Source organism: Sphingobacteriales bacterium (assembly GCA_012517435.1).
In the GTDB taxonomy this organism is placed as follows: Bacteria; Bacteroidota; Bacteroidia; order CAILMK01; family JAAYUY01; genus JAAYUY01.
The window spans coordinates 1-21,644 of record JAAYUY010000077.1 but is presented as its reverse complement, the minus strand read 5'-3'; the positions used below and the strand labels follow the sequence as shown (position 1 = coordinate 21,644).

Annotated in this window: 20 protein-coding genes and 4 tRNA genes; 9 read left to right on the top strand and 15 right to left on the bottom strand. The window is 39.1% G+C overall.

All coding sequences use genetic code 11. From position 1 onward, the window contains the following. On the bottom strand, positions 1–329 hold a 329-nt coding region (locus GX437_04490), incomplete at its 3' end, for a LemA family protein (GenBank protein NLJ06911.1). A 114-nt stretch (positions 330–443) separates the two neighbouring features. Between GX437_04490 and GX437_04485 the strand changes: the two genes are divergently transcribed. Continuing rightward, entirely contained in the window at positions 444–1,661 is a 1,218-nt protein-coding gene (locus GX437_04485; protein NLJ06910.1) for a DUF3137 domain-containing protein, read from the top strand. A gap of 14 nt (positions 1,662–1,675) precedes the next feature. Here the strand turns inward: GX437_04485 and GX437_04480 are convergent, their stop codons facing one another. The 5 genes from GX437_04480 to GX437_04460 are packed head-to-tail and all read right to left on the bottom strand — an operon-like array spanning position 1,676 to position 6,674. Beyond that, positions 1,676–3,499, bottom strand: coding sequence for a (Fe-S)-binding protein (locus GX437_04480; protein NLJ06909.1), 1,824 nt, complete (start codon positions 3,497–3,499; stop codon positions 1,676–1,678). Positions 3,500–3,502: 3 nt separating this feature from the next. Next, a complete protein-coding gene (locus GX437_04475; protein ID NLJ06908.1) occupies positions 3,503–3,829 on the bottom strand; it encodes a 4Fe-4S dicluster domain-containing protein in 327 nt (108 codons plus the stop codon). Beyond that, positions 3,826–4,884, bottom strand: a complete 1,059-nt coding sequence (locus GX437_04470; GenBank protein ID NLJ06907.1) for a CoB--CoM heterodisulfide reductase iron-sulfur subunit A family protein — start codon at positions 4,882–4,884, stop codon at positions 3,826–3,828. Before GX437_04470 ends, GX437_04475 begins: the two co-directional genes overlap by 4 nt. Before the next feature lie 9 nt (positions 4,885–4,893). Next, positions 4,894–5,967: a heterodisulfide reductase subunit B gene (locus GX437_04465; protein NLJ06906.1), complete on the bottom strand. Its 1,074-nt coding sequence runs from the start codon at positions 5,965–5,967 to the stop codon at positions 4,894–4,896. Then, on the bottom strand, positions 5,964–6,674 hold the full coding sequence (locus tag GX437_04460) for a 4Fe-4S dicluster domain-containing protein (protein NLJ06905.1): 711 nt from the start codon (positions 6,672–6,674) through the stop codon (positions 5,964–5,966). Before GX437_04460 ends, GX437_04465 begins: the two co-directional genes overlap by 4 nt. A 277-nt stretch (positions 6,675–6,951) precedes the next feature. Here GX437_04460 and GX437_04455 point away from each other — a divergent pair. From GX437_04455 to GX437_04430, 6 genes are all read left to right on the top strand, one after another. Then, positions 6,952–7,039: transfer RNA gene (locus GX437_04455), tRNA-Ser, on the top strand. A gap of 27 nt (positions 7,040–7,066) precedes the next feature. Beyond that, positions 7,067–7,141, top strand: a tRNA-Pro gene (locus GX437_04450). 88 nt (positions 7,142–7,229) lie between these two features. Next, positions 7,230–7,303, top strand: a tRNA-Arg gene (locus GX437_04445). 11 nt (positions 7,304–7,314) lie between these two features. Next, positions 7,315–7,398: transfer RNA gene (locus GX437_04440), tRNA-Leu, on the top strand. A 49-nt stretch (positions 7,399–7,447) separates the two neighbouring features. Next, positions 7,448–8,167: a 16S rRNA (uracil(1498)-N(3))-methyltransferase gene (locus GX437_04435; GenBank protein NLJ06904.1), complete on the top strand. Its 720-nt coding sequence runs from the start codon at positions 7,448–7,450 to the stop codon at positions 8,165–8,167. Then, complete coding sequence (locus GX437_04430; GenBank protein NLJ06903.1) at positions 8,164–8,814, top strand: DUF4159 domain-containing protein; 651 nt, start codon at positions 8,164–8,166, stop codon at positions 8,812–8,814. The genes GX437_04435 and GX437_04430 overlap by 4 nt, the downstream gene beginning before the upstream one ends. Before the next feature lie 5 nt (positions 8,815–8,819). Here the strand turns inward: GX437_04430 and GX437_04425 are convergent, their stop codons facing one another. Further along, on the bottom strand, positions 8,820–13,223 hold the full coding sequence (locus GX437_04425) for a hypothetical protein (protein NLJ06902.1): 4,404 nt from the start codon (positions 13,221–13,223) through the stop codon (positions 8,820–8,822). A gap of 37 nt (positions 13,224–13,260) precedes the next feature. On the opposite strand from GX437_04425, the gene tsaD reads away from it, so the two are divergent. Next, a complete protein-coding gene (gene tsaD / locus GX437_04420) occupies positions 13,261–14,271 on the top strand; it encodes a tRNA (adenosine(37)-N6)-threonylcarbamoyltransferase complex transferase subunit TsaD (GenBank protein ID NLJ06901.1) in 1,011 nt (336 codons plus the stop codon). On the opposite strand, the gene GX437_04415 is transcribed toward tsaD, so the two are convergent. The 3 genes from GX437_04415 to GX437_04405 all read right to left on the bottom strand — a co-directional run bounded on the left by GX437_04415 (position 14,260) and on the right by GX437_04405 (position 17,104). Beyond that, positions 14,260–14,823 (bottom strand): YqgE/AlgH family protein, encoded by a 564-nt coding sequence (locus tag GX437_04415; protein NLJ06900.1) that lies wholly within the window; start codon positions 14,821–14,823, stop codon positions 14,260–14,262. The genes tsaD and GX437_04415 overlap by 12 nt on opposite strands. A 106-nt stretch (positions 14,824–14,929) precedes the next feature. Further along, positions 14,930–16,195: a cytochrome-c peroxidase gene (locus tag GX437_04410; protein NLJ06899.1), complete on the bottom strand. Its 1,266-nt coding sequence runs from the start codon at positions 16,193–16,195 to the stop codon at positions 14,930–14,932. A gap of 21 nt (positions 16,196–16,216) precedes the next feature. Then, positions 16,217–17,104 carry a hypothetical protein gene (locus GX437_04405; GenBank protein NLJ06898.1) on the bottom strand — a complete coding sequence of 296 codons (888 nt, stop codon included), beginning with the start codon at positions 17,102–17,104 and terminating at the stop codon, positions 16,217–16,219. A 174-nt stretch (positions 17,105–17,278) separates the two neighbouring features. Between GX437_04405 and GX437_04400 the strand changes: the two genes are divergently transcribed. Continuing rightward, entirely contained in the window at positions 17,279–17,815 is a 537-nt protein-coding gene (locus GX437_04400) for a dCTP deaminase (protein ID NLJ06897.1), read from the top strand. Here GX437_04400 and GX437_04395 read toward each other — a convergent pair. The 5 genes from GX437_04395 to GX437_04375 all read right to left on the bottom strand — a co-directional run. Next, positions 17,812–18,753: a sulfotransferase gene (locus GX437_04395; protein ID NLJ06896.1), complete on the bottom strand. Its 942-nt coding sequence runs from the start codon at positions 18,751–18,753 to the stop codon at positions 17,812–17,814. The two genes, GX437_04400 and GX437_04395, sit on opposite strands and share 4 nt — an antisense overlap. A gap of 11 nt (positions 18,754–18,764) precedes the next feature. Further along, complete coding sequence (locus GX437_04390) at positions 18,765–19,286, bottom strand: 6,7-dimethyl-8-ribityllumazine synthase (protein ID NLJ06895.1); 522 nt, start codon at positions 19,284–19,286, stop codon at positions 18,765–18,767. Between the two features lie 9 nt (positions 19,287–19,295). Further along, positions 19,296–19,997: a tetratricopeptide repeat protein gene (locus GX437_04385; protein ID NLJ06894.1), complete on the bottom strand. Its 702-nt coding sequence runs from the start codon at positions 19,995–19,997 to the stop codon at positions 19,296–19,298. Positions 19,998–20,063: 66 nt separating this feature from the next. Continuing rightward, positions 20,064–21,449, bottom strand: a complete 1,386-nt coding sequence (gene gatD, locus GX437_04380) for a Glu-tRNA(Gln) amidotransferase subunit GatD (protein ID NLJ06893.1) — start codon at positions 21,447–21,449, stop codon at positions 20,064–20,066. 11 nt (positions 21,450–21,460) lie between these two features. After that, positions 21,461–21,644: hypothetical protein (locus GX437_04375; protein ID NLJ06892.1), on the bottom strand; the 184-nt coding region annotated here is incomplete at its 5' end.

The following is a 21,644-nucleotide window of genomic DNA, read 5'->3' as shown; positions in this document are numbered from 1 at the left end:
TTCAGCTGCGGATAATTTTCAACCTGAACAAACAACTCTCCTACCTGTCTGGCAAGCTGATCGGCAAATTCAATTTTCCCTGATTGCTGATTTTCTGATAAATACAAATTCCTTAACCGGGTAACTCCTTCCAAAAGCTCTCTTTCATGCGCCATATAAGCTTTAACAGTTTCGGTAAGGGCAGGTATCAGTTCATATCTTTTTTTCAACATGGTATCAATACCGGCAAAGGCATTGTCCACCTGATTCTTTCTGTAAATAATTGAATTATATGCTATTAATATCGCAATCAACAATATTATCAAAGCAATAGTCAGATAAATTGCCATAGGGTTATTATTTCAAATATTGGCACCACAAAAGTACATTAAACCGATTGACTCTTAATTTATTTTTTCACTGCTGTTACCTTTGCCTTGAAAATGCAATTGAATACAATTACAATGCACAATCTTACATCAACATTCAGCAGGATAGAAGCAGAGCTTATTCAAATTGAAAAAAGTAAGAAAGCTGTTATTTTTTCAGCCTTATTTGGCAAAATTTACTATTTGATATTTGGATTGGCTGTCCTCAGCCTGATTATTGGATTTCTACACGCTTTCCCCTTTAGTGAATTCGAAATGAGAACTGCAGTCAACATTTTTAAAGCTGTCTTTTATCTTATTTTAATTATTGCGGTTTATTCATTCTCAGGTGAACAATTGAAACAATGGCAGTTGTTTCATCGCCCTGAAAAACCTCCCGACAAGCAAACTTTTCTGATCAGGCGTATTATCCTGACTGCTTTAATCATAGTAGTGGCCTATATTTCAGGAACTTATTATATCGGAGATGAACTCATGTCAAAATCTTTTATATTCAAGGCAGGGAGTATTATTCTTTCTCTTCTTATCTTCATGATACCGGTTCTGCTTTTAAAAAAGACGGTGGAAAAGTTTGCGACAAAATACAAGCAACTTGTCATTCCTGAAATTATTGAAAACCAATCTATTAAGTATCTCCCGGATCAAATGATTCCGGAGCAGGATTTCAGAAACAGCAAAATTTTCAGCATTCACCAGATACATCGCTACAAAGGCAGCGACCTGATCGAAGGGCAAACCGAACAGATTCATTTCAGGCTTAGCTACCTGCACGTTCTGGATAAAAAGGTGGAAAAATCTAAATCAAAAACTGAGGTTTCTATCAGTGAATTATTCAAAGGTGTCCTGTTTAAAAGCGATTTTAACAAAAATTTTAACGGACACACCCTTGTCATTCCCGATTATTCCAGATCTGTTTTCGGAAGTGTATTTGGTGAAATGCTCAATGAACTCATCGGAAGAATGTGGAAAAATCTGGTAAAGCTTGAAGATCCTGTTTTTGAATCCAATTTCAGTGTTTTTTCAGACAATCAGATCGAAGCACGATATATCCTGACGCCTTCCATGATTGAAAGAATTAACGGACTGAAAGAGGCTATCCCTTTTCCTTTTAAAATATCTTTTACCGGCAACGCCATGTTTATTGCCATATTCTCCCATACCAATATCCTCAACCCTGATATATTCAGCAGACTTGACAGGTATGAATCATTTGAAAAATATGCAAGCCGCATTCATCTTCTCTTAAATATAGTGAAAGAGCTGAAACTGAATATAGACATCTATAAAACATAGTGAAAACCAATTGTCTATAGCAGCTCCTTTATGCTGATTTGCTCACTGATATGTTTTTGCCCTTCCTTTGTTTTCATAGCCATTGCCACAATTTCAGCTATGTCGGAAACTTTATTCCCGACATATCTGGCAAATGTTTTTTTACACATCGGGCAGGAAGTTGCCAGAATATTCATATCAGCCACATTCATTTTTTCTAAAGCGTCTTTGGTAATCAGTTCTTTTTCCTGATTTGTCAGCCTGAAGCCGGCCAGACTGCCTCCGCAACAAAGTGCATTATCTTTTTCATATTGATGATTCCTGAGCTGAATGACCTTATCCAATAGCTCTCTTGGTTCGTCATAAATGCCTAATCCCCTGCCCATTTCGCAGGGATCATGATACACTGCATTCAGATTTAATCGACTGTAAATCAGTTTTTTATCCTTTATCAGCTGATTGATAAACACCGAATGATGATCAACCGGAATTGACAATTTGTAATCTTCTCTGAAGGTTTTAAGGCAAATAGGACAGGAAGTAACCAATTGTTGAATTTCAGCAGAGGCAATAAGTTCTTTCAGGGCATTTTGAAGTGAAACGGCTTTTGAGGTTAATCCGGCAAGTTTTGCAGGCCTTCCGCAACAAATACCGCTTTTTTCATCCAGAAATATCCAGTTTGAGCCTGATTGGTTCAGAATCTGAATCATTGCTTCTTTCACCGAGGGTGTCAGATAGGTCATACATCCTGCAAAATAGCCGACCTTAGCTTTTTCCAATGGATTGATTTTAACTTTATCAGCAGGTAAATCAATTTGCATATTTGCTTTGATTCGCTGACTCAATCGATATTTGTTGACATCAATTCCAACCGGGCAGATATTGGAACACCTTCCACACATCAGGCAATTAAATGTTTTGTTTTCATCATATTTTTTCTCTCTGACACCCCGAAGGAAATAAACAGCCTGAATATGATTGACCCTTGCTGAAGACATTATCTGACAAGTATCGATACAGATACCGCATCTTGAGCAGGATAAAACTTCAACTTCATTTACAGCTTTATTTGCCGGACTGAAATCAACCCCATAATTTCTGAAAAAAATAAATACCACTTCAGAAGGTATGTGCATATAACGTGACCATGGAAGGCTAATAAAAAATATTCCGAGTGAAATGGAATAAAGCCAGTAAAACATTTCAACAAAAGGATATTCAGGAATGAAACTGCTCAATACAGAGCCCAGGGAATTGGTCAGGAAGCCTCCATTGTGGTAATAACCTGCTGAAACACTTTCTGCCAGAAGCCTGAAAGGAAAAATCAGCCAGAGGGCATAAAGGGGAATTTTATCAGACCATTTTAAGCTGCTCGTTTTTTTCATACTGAACAGTTTAGCGTAGAAACGTTTGATGACGGCCAGCGAAACACCTGTCAGAATGATCAACAGCAGAAGATTCATGACAAATTTGAAAATTTCCGCAAACCAATATACTTCATGGCTGCTTTTATCGAAGTAGCTCAAAAAGATAGGATAATAAGGTGGATTCAAGTCAGAGGGATGATACAGCCTTGATTCAAGGTTGCCAATGAGAATCAGCAAAAACCAGCCGAAGGCAATGCTCGAATGCATGTAGCCCAGCAATGGATTAATTTTAAAAACCTTTCGATGGAGCAAACTTTCAAAAAAAACTTCTTTGATAGCCAGCCATGTTTTGACGGTAAAGACCGATTGTATGAATTTGATTTTTTCTTCAATCAAAAGGTTTTGATACCAGTAGATTATTTTAACAACAAAGAAGACAACTATAAAAATCAGTCCCAGCAAAAAAGGCAAAACAAAAGGATGAAAATGCATAAGCTATTTATTATCAGTTTTCTGCATAATTTTCAAAATCAATTGGCGGGTGTTGACGCCACGTGGACAAGACAAAACACATTTGCCACACAACCAGCACTTTTTAATTTCATCTGTGGCCTGTTCAGTAAATCCCCTGTTAATCAGTAAAAAAACATTTTTCAGACTGAAATTATCAAACTTAGCTGCAGAGCACCCTGAAGCACATGTTCCGCAAAAAATGCATAGCCTGAACGAAGGTTCACTCTCCCTCAGATAAAAAGAAAATGATCTGTCGAGTTTGTCAAAATCTATCTGTCTGTCTTTTAAAATTTCAAAACCAAATTTCATTTTCTGGTATTTACTGTTCTTTTATCAATTTCACAATTTAACAGATATGCAGCAATCGTTGAAGCGGCTGCACGGGCATCAGTGATGGTATTGGTAATGGTTTTCGGAGAAGTACAACATCCGGCAAAAAACACCCCTTGAACATTCGAAACATTTGTTAGCGTATGCTGATCTCTTGTTTTAAAAAAGCCGTTAATACCGTTTTCCAGCCCCAGCATACTGCCAATTTTAAGCGTCCCTTGTGCCGGAACAAAACCCACCATCAATACCAATAAATCGACCGACATTTTCAGAGGTCTGTTAAGCAAAGTGTCTTCTACCTTTATTAAAACTGATTTATCCTGATTCTCAAATGCTTCCGATAGTCGTCCGCGAATGAACTGAACCCCATATTTTTCCTGAGCTTCTTTGAAAAGATGTTCAAAATGCATCCCATACATTCTCAAATCCATATAAAAGCAAAACACCTCACAATCAGGATATTTTTGTTTTATTTCGATGGACTGTTTGACTGCCGTAACACAACAAACCTTTGAACAATATACATTCCCGACTTTTTCATCTCTGCTGCCCACACAATGAACAAAACCTATCCGTTCAGGGATTTTTCCTCCGCTCGTCCTGACTTCCCGATTGCTGTTGAAATACCCTTCAAGGTCAGCTGAAGTAATTACATTTTCGTAAATCCCATAGCCATATTCCTCTTTTTTTCTGGCATCAAACAATTCGTAACCTGTGGTTACGAGAATCGCATCGGCAGTCTCATTTAACCCTGAAGAAATTGATATATCAAACCTTTGATCTTCAATTCTTTCAATTTTTTCAACCTCACTGGAGGTCAGAACTTTTACTTTGCCATTCAATCCTTGTTTAAGAAAATCAAGGACTTCAGACCCATATCGCATGGTCGGAAATAACTTTTCCCAATTATTGAGGTGTCCTCCAACCTTTTCTTCCTTTTCTACCAAAGTAACATCAAAGCCCATATTGCTTAAAAAAGCTGAGGCTTCAATGCCGGCAATTCCTCCTCCGATGACAAGAACCTTCTTTTTCATATCCTGATTTTAACAACAAAACTTTAAATATTGAGGCATTTTAGGTACCCCCAGAAATTCCTTGTTTTTACCTGTAAACTTTTCTGTCAGCTTGTATGGTATGCCTATTTTATCCAGCACAGGTTCACAACTCACCTGATGAACCTGCAATCCAAGTTCCCATGGATCGTAGCCTAAAACCAATCCTGCAATTTCCTCATAGGTAAAAACAGGAATTCCAAAACCGTTTTTACCATAGGTTTTTCCCTCCATTTCACTGATTACATATTGCCATCTGTCGAGAAACATCGGACATCCGGGGCAATTAGTAATAATCAAATCAGGTTCATACGGCTCCATGGATTCAAACTTCTTTCTGCTGCATGAAAGAGAATATCCCCTGTTTGCCTGAACAATGTATTGACGAAAACCAAATCCGCAACAATGCCTGCGCTCGGGATAATCAATTACCTCTCCTCCCCATGCTTCAATCATTCCGGAAAGAACCTGTGGAAATTCAGCCCCTCCTATCCCCTTTTCAGGAAACATTTTGGCATAATGACAGCCAATGTGGTCAACTACCTTTAATGGCTCACCGGTCTTGCATTTTACCAGACGATATTTTGCTTTTTCAGCTATTTCATTTCTGAAATGGTAAATGACATCACTCGAATGAGAAAGATTTTCAGGGATTTTAAACTCCCTTTTAGTGGCTTTCCATAATTTTTCCCTGATGCGGGCTTCAACTTCAGGAAAATGTTTCCATGTTTCAAGAATCTCCGTATAAATACCAAAAGAAGTGATACAGGAAGGGACATAGTTGCGGTATCCCGATTCAGTCATCAGTGCAAACTGGCGGGCGACCACCGTCATCGTTGTATCAAAAGGAACAATATCGGCATGGTAAGCAATGCCTGTGCAGGTAGTATGATAAGGGTTTTCATAAACGTCCCTGTTTAATTCCTCTCTTAATATTCTCAGAAATGCCTGCTCCGAGCCGGGGAAAAATGTTTGTCGGATACAACTTCTGACATAATAATAATGATCATCAGGTACTTCTTTTTGATACTCCGACCAGATTCTCTTTTTACCTTCTTCTTTCATTCTGCAAAATGGTTTCTTGAATTATGCTTGTAAATGTATTTAAAATAGGAGCAATTCATGGTTTCATCGAAAGTTAAACCCATATCATTTGCTTTTTCGGCAGAGATTTTTTCAATCAGTTCCCACCTGTCGGTAGCTCCGGTTTCATCAAATATTGCCTTTAATTCCTTTAGCGATTCTTCAGGGATTTTCCGAAGCGCACCTGCTCCTTCTCCATTATAGTTTGCCCCCAATTTATGCATGACATGATCAATATTTTCAAGTTCCCATTCCCATACAGGACCTTGCTCAGGATGCAGGCTGGGCATGAGACTTCCCGGATAAACACAATAACCTGTTTTCAAAATATTCTCGCCTACCGTCCGCTTGACGGCTAGTTGCTGCCTCCCTTTCTCCGAATGAATAAACAAGCCTGTATCCTGCGACAATGAGCGTAAGGCTATGATAATCAATCCCGGAGCATTGCTTCTCGGACATCTTGTTTTACAACTCATACACTCTCCGCAATACCAGATAGTATCCGACTTCAAAAGCGTCTCTATCTCATCATCATTACGGCTTTGTACCACATCTGCAATCTGGCGCGGATCATACCTGTAAAATTCAGCAGCAGGGCATATTGCTGTACACGTTCCACAATTGATACAGGCATTCAAACCTTCCTGAAATCTTACATCCTCCTGCAGTTTTTTAAAATAGTTTTTCATAAATCAATTACTCTATTTAATCGATAGATTAAGTAGCAAATATACAGCTTTTTTCCATGTGCAAAAATTTTTTATCATAATCTAAAAAATTGATATTCTTTTACTTATATTTAATTAAGAAATAAATCCCCACTGACTAAGGATAAAAAGTGCTTTCCTTCAAAGACGATGAAAAAAATAAGGTAAAAGTTTTTTTATGAAAAATATATATCTTTGCCCACCGGAAAAAAGTTCCGTAAACAGGAATATTCAGCTATTCCTGAATGAAAAAGGTCAGGGAGAGATGGGTGAGTGGCTTAAACCAACAGTTTGCTAAACTGTCGTACTCGATTAGGGTACCGGGGGTTCGAATCCCCCTCTCTCCGCATAAGTTCTTGATTTAATGGTGATCGCGGGGTGTAGCGCAGCCCGGTTAGCGCATCTGCTTTGGGAGCAGAGGGTCGGAGGTTCGAATCCTCTCACCCCGACAAAATGATTTCGGATTGAAAATTTTCAATTTCGAATTTTGAATGAAGAAAAATCCGAAATTCGCACCCCGAAATCAATTAAAAGTCGGGTCTCGTAGCTCAGCTGGATAGAGCAACAGCCTTCTAAGCTGTGGGTCGAAGGTTCGAATCCTTCCGGGATCACAAGATTTTTTGCCCAGGTGGTGAAATTGGTAGACACGCCACTTTGAGGGGGTGGTGCCCGTTCGGGTGTAGGAGTTCGAGTCTCCTCCTGGGCACAGTTTGAAACCCTGCAGTATCTTTGCTGCAGGGTTTCTTTTTTTACTTATGAACGAAATTCTTTTTTACGACCAAAAAATCTCCGATGCTGTCTCCACATTTGAGCTTTGTGAAGAAGAAAGCTATCACTTGCTCAAGGTGCTTCGTGCCGCGACAGGTCATACACTTTTCATTACCAATGGAAAAGGCTTAATTGTTAAAGGAAAACTTGCCGGAGAACGCAACAAATCAGCTATTATTGATATTCAGGAAGTTAAAAAAAATCCTCCATCAAAAGTTTTTATACATGCAGCTGTATGTCTGCTCAAAACAAGAGAAAATCTTGAGTGGACAATTGAAAAACTGACTGAACTGGGCATCAGTGAGATAAGCCTGATTGAATCAGCCAGAACTGAAAGAACGAAAGTCAATTTTCAGCGTCTCGAAAAAATCATCATCAGTGCCATCAAGCAATCATTCCGGGCATATCTTCCCAAACTTAATCCACCTGAAAAGCTGAAAGAATTCTTATATAAAACTCAAGCTGTTGATTATCAAAAATTAATTGCCTGGTGTGGAGCAGATTCATCTGAAATATTAGGTAATATTTACAGGAAAAATAATCCCCTGGTTTTTGTCATTGGTCCTGAAGGAGATTTTACGGATGAAGAAATCGGGCTTGCACGTGGCAATGGATTTGCAACGGTGAGCCTCGGTGAGGCAAGACTCAGAAGTGAAACCGCTGCCATTCATTTTCTTTCTGCAATTAACGTAATTAACAGTTTATGAGGCATTTAACTTTTCTGTTTATCATTTTAGCTTTTTTTCACAATAGTTATGGACAAACCGGAATTAAAATCGGCAGGTTGGTTTATCGTGGAGGCGGAGACTGGTATGCCAATCCGACCAGCTTGCCCAATCTGGTAACTTTCTGCAATAAAAATCTGGGTACCAACATTACAGGTGTTGAAGATGTTAATGTTGGAAGTGAAGAAATCTTTAATTACCCTTTCATACACATGACCGGACATGGGAATGTCATCTTTTCGCCTCAGGAAGTTCAGAACCTTCGGAATTATCTGCTTGCAGGCGGTTTCCTGCATATTGACGACAACTATGGAATGGACAAGTTTGTCCGTAATGAGATAAAAAAGATATTTCCTGAACATGAACTGGTTGAATTGCCATTTGATCACCCCATTTATCATCAGAAATTTAACTTTCCGAACGGTTTGCCCAAAATTCATGAACATGACGGTAAACCCCCTCAGGGCTTTGCCATCGTACACGAAGGCAGGGTCGTTTTGTTTTATTCTTATGAATGTGATTTAGGAGATGGCTGGGAAGATCAGAGCGTTCATAAAGACCCCGAGGAAGTGAGGCAAAAAGCTCTGAAGATGGGAGCCAACCTGATTCAGTATGCTTTTACTTACTGAACTTATTATTTGGAATAAATCACATTTCTCTTCCGCCTGATAATTTCACCCCATTTATCAAAATCCTGCTTAAAAAAGAGCCCGATACCCTGGCGGTTGATGTCCTGCTGATAAGCCAGATTATTTTCAGCCTTGTTGAAAACCTTTATTCTTAATCGACTCGACTTGATGGGTTGAAAATTCACCTGAAAGTTAGTATTATCATTTTCAATATCATAGCTTCCGGAGAAATCGACTCTGTCGTTAAACAGGCTTCCGCTGAGCAATACATCAAGTTCGCGCTGATATTGTTTTTCATTGGCATAATTGACTCCAAACTGAATGTTGTTGATGTATTTGGTATTGATGTGCCGTGAAAATCCTGACAGCCATTGGTTCCATTGATTGGACAATAAAGAACCGATATTGAGATTGAAATCACTCTCCGAGGCAATTCCGGTGAGTCCTGTTTCAGGCGGCAAAAAGCTATTTAACAGTAAAAGACTGATCACCTGTTTGTTAAGTTCCTGCTCGTTGTTCTTGATATTGGCTATCTGCTGATTCAGAAAAATATCCTGTTTCCCTGAAGACAGCGTTCCTGTATTTAAAATTTCAAAATCAAGTTTTACATCAGGAGAAAAGAGATTTCCCGTGAGTATCAGTTTGGCATTTATCGGAAAATTCGTTTGTCTGTAGAGGTCTTTCTCTTCCTGCGACATGTTTTTATTGTCTTTGATCAGGCTGTAAACACTTGCCTCCAGCTTGTAAATAGCCTCAATATTGGCATCTGCCTCATAAACATCCCCTTTCCATGTCAGGCTGCTTCCTTTCGTAACGTTGAATTTTCTCTTGATAATGGTCGAAAAGGTATAAGTTCCCTCATCAATAAAGACAGTTCCCCACATGTTGTTGTTCCCGTATTCATCGACAAGAAGTTTCAGATTTCCACTACCTTTGGCACGGATAACATCATCGGTAACCGGGTCAAAAATGATGGTCAGTTCAACATCAGGTGTAATTTCCATATCCAGATTGACTGAAATACCTGACATATCATTTGAGCTATACTGATTGAATGATGAACTTCCCTGGGTAAACCTGATGTATTTGTAATTTCCAAAAGTATTGTCGTCATAGGCATTCAGATAGATTTTTGTATTGGGTTCGGATTTTAGCTGCATGTTCATTTTTATGTTGTTGAGGGGGCCGGTGATATCCACTCTCCCTGATGCAAATGCATTTCCGTAATAAATTGAATTGTCGCTGGAAGTGGTGTTTAAACCATGTATATTGTATCCGATAATGCCGATGTTCAGATAAAAATCATTGAAATAGCGGTGCTTTACCCCACCAAAAATTGAAGCCTGATTCCCGAATTCATCATAAGCTACAATGTTTTCCAGATAAATCCCGTTTTCGTCCATCCTTGCCTGATCTGTAAAATGATAGCGTGTTTTCAGATAATCTATTGTAAAATAAGCATTTGTAAAATAGGCCTTCCCCTCAACCTTATATTTTGACAATGGCCCTGAAAACCTGACATTGGCGTTAACATCTCCTTCAATGTCAGAAGCCATAAAGGAAACAAAGGGTTCAAAATTCGACAGGCTGGTTTGTGGCACTTCCACATTTAAATCCATCGTTTTGGTCTTGACGAAATCAAAATATCCGTTGATTTCCATGACATCGTCCATTCCTGTGGAATACAGTTTTCCGTTTATGTTTGTTTTATAGCTGACCGGATTATGCGAAGAAGTCAGTATCAGTGTACCTAACTCTTTATCACCTTCATAAAAAAGCGGATTTACAGAGAAAGCTGCATCGAAATAAGCATTTCCAAGTAAATTAAAAATGACCAGCTGACCATTGACAGTTCCGTCAAACATGGATAAATTAACCGGAATGTAATTCTTGAAAAAATCAAAGCTGATATTGTCCACCACCAACCTCAGGGGTTTATCACCGCTTTTGCTGATAGTGCCGACTGCTTTCAGAATGTGATTGGCATTGGTCAGCTCAAGATACGAGACATAAATTTCAGGTTTAAAGTTAATGATGACGGTGTCTGAATTAATATTCCATTTTTCACTGAGTTTATTGGTAAGATAACTGTTATTAAGAACTACCAAAGCAGAATCATTACTTAGTTTCATACCTCCGTTCAGTGCCAGATGAGTTTTGTACTGAGGATTAAAAAGATATGATGTAAAATTCACATTGTCTTTTGATGAAGAAGCACTTAAGTTTACATTTTCTGCCAGAATGCTGTCTGATTTGAAAAGATTGCTGAAAGAAGAATACACGCTGAGTATTTTGCTTTTTGAGGATAAATTCAATAACAGGGTCCCGAAATTATAATTTCTGATACTCAGACCGGGCATATTCGCATTTACCTTGATCGCATGATCATTAACCGAAAAATAACCTTTTACTCTTGAATTATCAGTAAAAACAATCTGGTTTTTTAGTAACTGATTTATGAAATCTGTTTTGTTAAAGGTAACATCAAAATTCAGGAACTGTCCCTGCTCGGGATTTTTTTTAACTTTAAACAATGAGGAGTCAACATAATGACTAAAACTATACAGGATAATGTTGGGAATATCTTCAAAATTGAATTTCCCATCCATGCTGGCATCAATTAAATCGGAGCGAACAGTGAGAAACTTTTTGTCTGAAACAGGTTTTGACTGAATTAGTATCGTATTGGCCCGATAAATACTGGCTGAGGTTTCTGCCCTCCCGTTCAGCACCAGCACCCTCCCGTCAATATCGTCCAGGTTGCTTGCTGAGGCACTTATTTCAATAATTCCTTTTAGTTGAAGATAATCTTTATAAAGATTCAGGTTTTGCAGGTTGGCTGTTTTAATGTCGGCTGTGAAATTGTATTGTGGTTTTTTTCTGCCAAGATCAATACTGCCTTTAAAGTCCAGATCAAGATTCTGGTCTGAAACTGTAAATTTTCCGTTTATCAGCTCTTTGATAATGTCTCCGTTGAATTTCAGGTTGGTATAAGTATAGTTTTTAAACTCAAAATAGTTGGCCGAGGCATTCAGATTAGCTGTAATCTCTTTCAGGTCAAAGCCATTGCCTTTAATATTTGCCTGAAGGGTAGTTCTGCCGATTTCTTTCACGCCAAGAAACTGTCCAAGCTGAAAATCATTGAGTTCCATATTTCCGGAATAGACCGAAAGGCCATTTTCAGGTAATTTCAGGTTAATATCTGTTTTAATTTTACCAAATTTTGAAGCTATGGTTCCATAAGCTACAAAGTCATTCAGAAAGCCACTGTACTTGCCGACAAACAACAATCTTCCGCTTTCAGTCAGCATGGGTGAAAAAGAAAGTGACGGAATCAATTTTGAAAGATCGCTAAAGGAAAAATAAAGACTTGTTGCATCCAGGTCAAAATAAGTCTCCTGCCAGACCGGCAAACCGACAAGCTTCGCTTTCCCGATGTATTTAAAATCTTTACCATAACGAATAACCAGATCATTTCCCTTCATGTTGTCGAGTGTACCTTTTACGTCTCCCTCAATGAAAATATTATCCACATAAGTCTGTAGTTCCTGTGAAAAAAATCTTAAATCTTTCAGATTAAGCCGGGAATCATGAAGATTAGCCCGGATCTCTACACTGGAATTAAAGTCAGCAAATGCCTGATAATTATCAAAGAAGAAACCGAAATTGCCATGAAATTCGCTCTCACAAAGATTCAGTATCATGCCGGTCAGGTTGATTTTGGCTGAATCAATGGTCAGCTTTCCTGAACTGTTTTTAATGAGAAAAGTACTCTTATCCTGTCCGTTCAATGATTCTATATCAGCCTCGAGTATTCCCTTGTAAATCCTGAAGTTTTTAAGTGTGGAAGAAATATCTGTAACATAAAAATCGTTGTAGTGCATTAGTCCAAGGCTTTTTGTCCGTTCAGGTTCGTGCAATCTCCAGGTTCCGTTTTTAAGTAATATTTTTCTGACTGAAAATTTTGAACTGCTTTCACCTTCTGAAGGAGGGAAAAGTCTCCTGATCAGCACCTCATAGCTGAAAGATTCACCTCTCCCATGCCTGACCATATTTAAATATGGCCTGGTAATTTCCATAAAGCTGATTTTTAAATTTCGTGGGCTTTGTCGAAGCGAATTATATTTTAAATGTAATTCATTAATCGACAATACGAGGGTATCCTTTTCATCATACAATTCCACGCCTTTGATCCTTGCACCAAGATAACCTATTGAAAAAGAATTTATTACAACCTTTGTCTTTAATTTTGAAGAAAGAAAATCAGCAACCATCTTTCCTGAAGTCCTTTTCCCGAAATTCGTTTCAAACAGTATGGTTGAAGCAATAATGAAAAAGAGAATAATAAATGTGGCAACCCATGCAAATAATTTCAGAAATTTAAAAAATTTTGCACCGGTTTTTGCCATCGCATTTTATTTGAAATTCAAAGGTAACTATAAATACATGAGCGTAATCCTTGCTTTGGAATCATCCTGTGACGAAACATCTGCATCGGTACTTAAAGATGGCAAAATTCTTACCAACATTATTAGTAACCAATTGATTCATAGCAAGTATGGTGGTGTGGTTCCTGAGTTTGCCTCAAGGGCTCATCAGCGCAACATCGCAGCGGTAACCCAACAGGCCATTGAAGATTCAGGGATTAAAACGGAAGATATTTCAGCTGTAGCTTATACTCAAGGTCCGGGATTAGCCGGAAGTCTGCTTGTAGCAGCTATGTTTGCCAAAGGTTTTGCTCTTTCCCGTAATATTCCTCTGATTGGCGTTGATCATTTGCATGCCCACATCATGGCCAATTTTATCGATGATCCAAAACCTTCATTTCCATGCCTTTGTCTTTTGGTTTCAGGTGGTCACACCCAGATTATCCACCTGACGGATTATCTGGAAATGGAAATCATTGGCAATACCATCGATGATGCAGCCGGAGAAGCTTTTGATAAAGGAGCAAAAATCATGGGACTGCCTTATCCGGGAGGCCCTTCTATTGATTTACTGGCAAAAAGCGGGAACCCTAAAGCATTTCATTTCCCCACTCCCAAAATACCAGGTTACCATTTCAGCTTCAGCGGGTTAAAAACGTCTTTTTTATACAAAATAAGGGATGAGCTCAAAAAAGATCCTGATTTTCTTGAAAAAAATAAAGCCGACCTCTGTGCCTCATTTCAGCATCGCATCGTCACATACCTGAGTGAAAAACTTTTGCTTGCTTCAAAAGATACAGGTATCAAAGAAATTTGTCTGGCCGGAGGGGTTGCTGCTAATTCAGGGCTTCGAAATACCCTCATGCTATTGTCTCAAAAACAAGGCTGGAATTTATACGTCCCTGCATTTCAATATTGTACCGACAATGCAGCCATGATAGCCATAGCTGCCTATTTCAGGTTGTTGAAAGGGAATTTTTCCTCTCCTGAAGAGAACATTTACGCAAACTACAGAAAATCAGTTAAGTGAAGGATTAACAGGAAAATCAGCCCATACGGCATATTCCCTGTCTGTTTTCTTGATAAAATACTTCCAGTATTCTTCTGACGATTGTTTCATAATGATTCTGGTAGTGGATTTTTGAACCACCCAGCTACGCTCTCTTATTTCCCTGTCGAGCTGTTCGCTTGCCCATCCTGAATAACCTACAAAAAACTTTATTTCCGATGGTTTTATCTGTCTTTTTCTGATCAGCGTTTTAATCACATCAAAATCACCTCCCCAGTACAAGCCATCCAAGACCGGAAGACTTTCAGGAATGATATCTCCGAGGGTATGAACATAGAAAAGAGAGGAACTATCCACAGGCCCGCCCACATGAAGGACAGCCTCAAAGTCAGGAAAATCAGAAATAGCTTCCGTGATAGTTGTTTCAAGAGGTTTATTGAGTATAAATCCCACCGAACCATCTTCATTGTGCTCGGTCAGTAAAACAACAGAGCGGCTGAAAAACTGATCATTCAGAAAAGGAATTGAAACCAAAAGGCGTCCTTTAGCCGGTTCTATTGTTTTAATTGCCATTCAGAGATTTTTTTGGACAACAAAGATACAAATTTCAGGCCTATCAGCTAATATCTGATTTCTTCGGAAAAAGGATAAGTCATCGTAATCCGTTAAAAAGCCAATACTAATCGCAGCCAGTATCCAGGTCAGCAGGTTTTGAAAAAGCAGGATTATTTATAAAATCCCAGTCAGTCAGTGTCTTGAGAAAAGCAATCAGGTCGTCTTTTTCGCTTTCCTTCAGTTGAGTTCCGCCATAAGCAATCCATTTCATCAAAGGATCAATGGTAGTGGAATTCACCAGTTGTTCGCTGTAATGATCGACCACTTCGCGAAGCGTTTTATACCTGCCATCATGCATATAAGGTGCTGTAAGCTCAATATTAATAAGGGTCGGAGCCTTATATACCCCTTTATCCATCGGATTCTTAGTATAGGCATACCTGTCGCGGGTATCATTGAAAATACTGTCGAGCCCATTGTTGTAAAAGAGGTTGGTGGTTAAAAGAACCGGATCTCCATGGCAGTGAAAGCAATCTCCTTTTTCTGACATATATATGGTATAACCTCTGTATTCGTTGGGTTCAAGTTTTGGAATTTCTCTTCTTACCCATTTATGATACTTGGAATTATAGGAAACCAGAGATCTGACAAACTGCGCAATCGCTTTGCTGATACGGTCATAGGTGATTTCTTCATCTCCATAGGCAGCTTTGAACAATTCAGCATAATTGGGTTTTGACTTGATGGATTTAATCATATTGACCGATTTCTCAATAGTTGAATTCATTTCGTGCTGAGCAGCAATACCCATCCAGACCAGAGATTCAATATTTTTCATGTGATATTGTGGTAAAGCCGGAACTTTATAGGCAGCACTTCCCAGATTGGGATTACTGGAATGAATCATCCCGTTCCATAAGTATCCGTTATGGTTAAAAACAAGATTTATCAAAGGCAGCATATAGTGAGGCGTATATTTACCATTGGGATATTGTGCGTCAGGAATGCCTTTTGTTCTTCCGCCCGGGAAACGAGGATTATCCATTCCGACTTCAAAAGAGTTTTTCTGCAAATGGCAGGTTCCGCAACTCATTTGCGAATCGCACTCCAGCCTTCCGGATAAGCGGCCATCATAAAACAAATAACGGCCAAGGGTTACACCCTCTACTGTCATGGGATTGTCAGCAGGGATATTGGGGGTCGGCCACCAGTTTCCTGATGGGGAGGGAATCTGATAGGGTGTTGTATGCCATGGTGGTGTAGGAGTGGTGGTGTCGCAGTCTGAAGCCATGAATGAAATACCAGCCGATATTATCCCAAGCGGGATAATGACTATTTTAATCAGCGGAATTATAGCTGAAATACCAAGTATCAGTTTAAGCCTTTTCATATTAGTGTTTTTTATTCATTTTTACCTGTCTTTAATACTGCTAACGGTAAATACATCAAAACCATTCTCCTTAATGGTTTTTAACGCCCGCTGATTTTCCATCACATCCGGTCCCCAATAATTGTGGTCATACACATGGGGTGTTTTAAACCAGCTTTCAATATTCATCCTTATGGTTATTTCCTTGGTTTTATCTTTTTGCAGACTGAAGGAAGATGATGGCAAATCAACTTTAAACCAGTTCTGGACAAAAATGAAGGTGCTGTCGTCTCCCTGTTTGACTTTTATACGGTTGCCGTTGACATCCTGATATTGTCCAACACCAAGATGAAAATTGTATCCCCTCCTGATATTATTCAAATCTTTCCAGAAACCATTCAGTTTCATGTAGTGATAACCTCCGGAATCTCCCCCGAGATAATAAGGCCAGAACATCTGGCTTTCGGGCGGATTGACAAACATGAAAGGTTTGTTGCGCTCACCTTTAAAACCAAATATAAATGAAATATGGTCATAAGTCCCTGTATCGACAGGATCAACCACATCCCAGTTTAAGGTTGAAGGAATATCGGTGTCGATATAATGATAAAAAGTCCATTTGTTCAGCACCACTGAATCCCCGTTTTTTTTGTGAAGAGTTACATCAGAAATGAACCATTGTACCAGGGTCAGTTCCCATGGATTACCTGCTTCATTCGTGTAAATCATCTTGTCAAAAACAGCAGTATCGTTGTTAACAAAATGTTCAAATTTAAAGGCTATTTTACCGGTAACCGGAATAAGTGTGTCGGGTGTACAATCACCGGCCATAAAGGAAAGGCCAGCTACGATAACACCAAGAGGGATGAATACACTTTTTACAAAAGCACCAAGTGCAATGGTAACCAAAATCTGCTTCATTCGTTTCATAAGGGATTATTTTAAAATTGTTCATTAGTATCCTGTAAGGTTAAAAAGTTACAAGTTATTTTCATGCTATGCAACATAAATCTTTTATCATTAAATGATGGATAAATTTATCCGCTGCAAATTTGTTAATTTGTGAGGGAATAGAAATGCTGTTAACTATTAAAAAACAAAGAAGTGATATTAACCAGAAGCCGCATCCTTGATGAAATCTCAAAGAAAACTATATTAATCGAGCCTTTCAGGGAAGAGTGTCTCGGACCAAATTCATACGATTTGCATCTGGGCAGATACCTGCTGACTTATACTCAGCGCATGCTTGATGCCCGTATCAAAAATGAGATGGAAGAAATGACCATACCACCGGATGGTTTTATACTCTTCCCGGGGATTTTGTATCTGGGTGTTACTGAAGAATATATTGAATCACATAATCATGTCCCTTTTCTGGAAGGTATCACGAGTGCTGCACGCCTCGGTATTTATGTCAATCCCTGCTCAGGGAAGGGAAGTATCGGACACTGTAATACTTGGACACTGGAAATCAATACCATACATCCAGTGAGGGTTTATCATGGCATGCCCATCGCTCAGATTTTGTTTTTTAAAACAGAAGGAGAAGTGGATACGCCTTATTCAAAACTGAAAACCGCCAAATACAATGCAAGATCAATAAAACCACTTGAATCCATGATGTGGAAAAATAAGTTTTAACTTAGCCAGTGGTCAAGATTTCTGCCCGTGAGCATGGCTGTTTTCTGAATATCCTCTTTAAAAAAGCCAAGTAAAAACTCTTTTTCATCATTACTCATCTTTGGCAGATTTTCCCGGGTAAAAAATGCAGCACTTAACCTTTTTCGGGTTTTTTCCGGAATATTTTCCTTCATAAGCTTACGCAATCCTGAGTAGGTCAGTACTTTATTCAGCCATGGAAAACGTGGTAAAACTGCCTCGTTGTAGCTCCCTGTCAGTTCAGGCTTCAGCGGATCGACTTCCAGAAAAAGACAGATTTTTTTAAAGATATCCTCTTGATTTTCAATTAAATCTTCATGGAAAAGAACCAAAACCTGATGAGGGGAAAAACACTGATAATACCTTTCCAACTGACTGCCATACATTCCCAGTTCAATATAAAGCCGGCTGATGCCCCAGCCTTTTTCCTGCTGTTTAAAATCTCTTTCTACTTCTTCTGTCAGCGGAAGATTTGTCAATCCATACTTTAAGGCCATCTGATAGTGAGAAAAGGCACGATTGACCGGATTCCTCAGGATGACAAGTATTTTCGCTTCAGGATTAAAATTCCTTATTTCCCTGGCAGCAACCTGCGAATACAGATACGAGGTGCTGCATTCCCCGATTGCCGTTTCATCTCCTGCTTCTTCAAACAGCGCATAATAATGATGTTCCTGGCGAATAAACGAAAGATGTTCTTTTTTCAATGGTTTTTGCCGAAAATAGTCATCACCGGCAAGGAAAGTTATTTTCCTGTATTCTGCTGAAAATGAACTGATATCAATATCCTTTGAAAAAAAATTAGGTTCTTTGATCGGACTGATATAAACCTGAGGATGATTCCCCAGCATGGCGGAAAGAGCGGTTGTCCCTGATTTGGCAGCACCAATGAGAAAAAAATTTGGCTTTACGATTTTCATCAAAGAAAGTATTAGACAAATCCAAGGCTTTTGCGATTGTCTGATTTGAGTTCTTCCTTCATTTTCAACATCTTAAGAACAGCCATGGCGGCTTCTTCTCCTTTATTGCCTTTGCTTCCTCCTGCCCTGTCGCTTGCATGAAACTCAGTCTCTGACGTGATAACCCCGAAAGATACAGGCCTGTTGTATTTCAGTGAAAGTTGTCCTATGGTAAGTGCTGTACTTTCCGATATGTAATGAAAATGAGGTGTTTCTCCTTTGATAATACAACCCAGGCAGGCTACCGCATCGACATTGCTGTATTCAAACAACAACTGTGCACCATAAGCAAGTTCAAAAGAACCAGGTACCCAATGAACAATTATCTGCTCTTCTTTAAATCCATGTTTTTTAAAACAATCTTTGCAGGCTTCAAGCAAACTTCCTGTTATCTTTTCATTCCATTCGGAAACAACAATTCCGAGCCTGATTTTTTCTTTTAACTCATCAGAAAACTGAACAATTTCGCTTCCGGGCTTTTTCTTGACAGACATGCGAAAAAATCAGTTTTCGAGTTTGGCTTTCACCCTTCCGATAAATTTATCAGCATTGATACCTTCCTGAGAGGTGGGAAATTCTTCCTTCAGTAACTCATAGTATTTCAATGCTTTCTTATATTGTTCAAGTTCTTCATACACCAATGCGGCTTTGGCATAAAACATTGGCGTTGTCAGCTTGTTCTTTACACAGGTAGCAGCTTTAACGTAATATTTTGCTGCTTTTTTATATTCTCCCAATTCTGAATATACATCACCAGTCACCCCAATAGAAACCGGGCGAAGCATTCTCGAATGTGTCCTGAATTTTTTCAGATGATGCAGGGCATCTTCATACTGCCCAAGCCTCAGATAACAAATGCCTGCATAATAGTGAGCGAGGCGGCCTGTTTTCGTCATTTTATAGTCGTCAATGACATCGAGAAAGCCATAAAAACTTTCATCTTTTCCATTCAATGCTATTTCGAAGGAATCCTTTGCAAAATACTGCTGTGCCATGAAAATCATATCCTGAGCTTCTTTTTCTTTTGGCTTCAGAATAAAATTTTTAAAAGCAAAAAATCCGATTAAGATAACCAGAATGCCGCCAAGCCCGTATGTGATATAGGTTTTGTAGGTCTGATAAAAGTTTTCTAATCTGGTTTTGTTCTCTGGAGTAAAAATCGGAATGTTAAAAGGAGCGTCAGAAGTTTCTTTTTTTGCAGCCATAACTAATTTTTATTGAAGTGCAAATGTAAAATTTTCCTGTAAATGAATAATTCTGAACGAAATTATTTATTTCCTGAATTTTCGGATGAACTCTTCGACTTCAGGAACGCCTCCCTGATAAATGAGATAACCGTTGTAAGGTTCACGTGGCGTAATGTCATCACAGATAGGAGTCAACATGATTTCCTTTACTTTTTCAAGATCTGAAGTCTGTCCCAAAGCCCATCCCAACTTGATGTAAGCGGTTTCGGGAATCATATTTTCAAGAGGAATAACGCCTTTTGCCATCAGATCGCGTCCGGTATCATAAACGAACATGTGGACATATCCCCAAAGTGTCTGAACAGTCATGTAAATGGCTACACCTTTTTTGGTTGCTCTTTCAATGGCGGGATACAAAGGCTTATTAACATGTCCGAGTCCGGTTCCTATGATGATGATACCTTTGTAGCCCATATCTACCAGACTGTCGATAATGTCGGGGTTCATGTTGGTATAGTAGTAAATCATGGTTACCCTTTCCTCAAAATAAGGCATAATGGTTACATTCCTGTCTTTTCTTCTTGGCTTGAAATCTTTTTTTATGGGGAAAACACCCTGCCGGTTTACCGTAGCAACCGGTGTATCGCCAATGGTTCTGAAGGTGGAACGATAGGAAGAATGCATTTTTCTCACCCTTGTTCCTCTGTGCAAAAAGCCATATTCATCGCTGGTCGGGCCAAACATATTCACAAGCACTTCGGCAATCTGTCCATGGCCGGCAGCTGTGGCAGCATGCATGAGGTTTAATGCCGCATCGGAAGACGGACGGTCGGACGAACGCTGTGAACCTACCAGAATGATAGGGACCGGGGGATTCTGAACCATAAACGACAAGGCAGCTGCTGTATAATGCAAGGTGTCAGTTCCATGACCGATGATGATGCCGTCAATACCTTTCTCTATCTCATTCCCTATGGCAATTGCTAATTTTTTGTATTGCTCGGGACCCATATTTTCACTGAAAACGGCAAAAAGTTTTTCTGTGGTCAGGTTGCAGATGTCGGCCAGTTCGGGAACAGCTCCGTAAAGTTCACCGGGCGTAAATGCAGGAATAACTGCACCTGTACGATAATCCAGCCGGGAAGCTATCGTTCCGCCTGTTCCAAACAACTTCACATTCGGTTTTTCTTTGCTGTAGGGAAAATCTTTTAATGGTATCTGATATACCGCCTTTTTATAGCCGGTTTCAACGATATTGTTGATTGTATTGATATCAATTCCGATGTTGTAGCCGGTAATAATTTTCAGCACAATGTGTTCATCGTCTGTGTTTTCAGCACGGGGCAGGATTGTCCCTTTAAACAAACCCCTTGTCGAGTCGATTTCTACCTGAGCCCATACCCGGGCATTGAAACGCTTTAAAATTTCAAGTGCTTTTCCTTTATATCCCTGAAAAATATCTTCACTCATTTTTTTTCTGATTAACTGGTAATGTGTTTTTGAAGTTCTGAAAGATTTATATTTCCAAGTGCCTGATTCCGAAGCTGTCCCATAATCCAGCGAATATCAGCTCCTTCTTTTTTCGACCTGCGTGTCTGCTGATATTTTTCCTTTAAATATGGTATTCTTTCTATAATTGACTGTTTATCAACTTTTTTAAAGTTA

Excerpts from the sequence above, each read along its gene's own strand:
- GX437_04390 (NLJ06895.1), bottom strand. The coding sequence starts at position 19,286 with ATGTCTGTCAAGAAAAAGCCCGGAAGCGAAATTGTTCAGTTTTCTGAT.
- GX437_04470 (NLJ06907.1), bottom strand. The coding sequence starts at position 4,884 with ATGAAAAAGAAGGTTCTTGTCATCGGAGGAGGAATTGCCGGCATTGAA.
- tsaD (NLJ06901.1), top strand. The coding sequence starts at position 13,261 with ATGAGCGTAATCCTTGCTTTGGAATCATCCTGTGACGAAACATCTGCA.
- GX437_04435 (NLJ06904.1), top strand. The coding sequence starts at position 7,448 with ATGAACGAAATTCTTTTTTACGACCAAAAAATCTCCGATGCTGTCTCC.
- GX437_04395 (NLJ06896.1), bottom strand. The coding sequence starts at position 18,753 with ATGAAAATCGTAAAGCCAAATTTTTTTCTCATTGGTGCTGCCAAATCA.
- GX437_04460 (NLJ06905.1), bottom strand. The coding sequence starts at position 6,674 with ATGAAAAACTATTTTAAAAAACTGCAGGAGGATGTAAGATTTCAGGAA.
- GX437_04405 (NLJ06898.1), bottom strand. The coding sequence starts at position 17,104 with ATGAAACGAATGAAGCAGATTTTGGTTACCATTGCACTTGGTGCTTTT.
- GX437_04475 (NLJ06908.1), bottom strand. The coding sequence starts at position 3,829 with ATGAAATTTGGTTTTGAAATTTTAAAAGACAGACAGATAGATTTTGAC.
- GX437_04385 (NLJ06894.1), bottom strand. The coding sequence starts at position 19,997 with ATGGCTGCAAAAAAAGAAACTTCTGACGCTCCTTTTAACATTCCGATT.
- GX437_04485 (NLJ06910.1), top strand. The coding sequence starts at position 444 with ATGCACAATCTTACATCAACATTCAGCAGGATAGAAGCAGAGCTTATT.
- GX437_04480 (NLJ06909.1), bottom strand. The coding sequence starts at position 3,499 with ATGCATTTTCATCCTTTTGTTTTGCCTTTTTTGCTGGGACTGATTTTT.
- GX437_04410 (NLJ06899.1), bottom strand. The coding sequence starts at position 16,195 with ATGAAAAGGCTTAAACTGATACTTGGTATTTCAGCTATAATTCCGCTG.
- GX437_04425 (NLJ06902.1), bottom strand. The coding sequence starts at position 13,223 with ATGGCAAAAACCGGTGCAAAATTTTTTAAATTTCTGAAATTATTTGCA.
- GX437_04465 (NLJ06906.1), bottom strand. The coding sequence starts at position 5,967 with ATGAAAGAAGAAGGTAAAAAGAGAATCTGGTCGGAGTATCAAAAAGAA.
- GX437_04430 (NLJ06903.1), top strand. The coding sequence starts at position 8,164 with ATGAGGCATTTAACTTTTCTGTTTATCATTTTAGCTTTTTTTCACAAT.
- gatD (NLJ06893.1), bottom strand. The coding sequence starts at position 21,449 with ATGAGTGAAGATATTTTTCAGGGATATAAAGGAAAAGCACTTGAAATT.
- GX437_04415 (NLJ06900.1), bottom strand. The coding sequence starts at position 14,823 with ATGGCAATTAAAACAATAGAACCGGCTAAAGGACGCCTTTTGGTTTCA.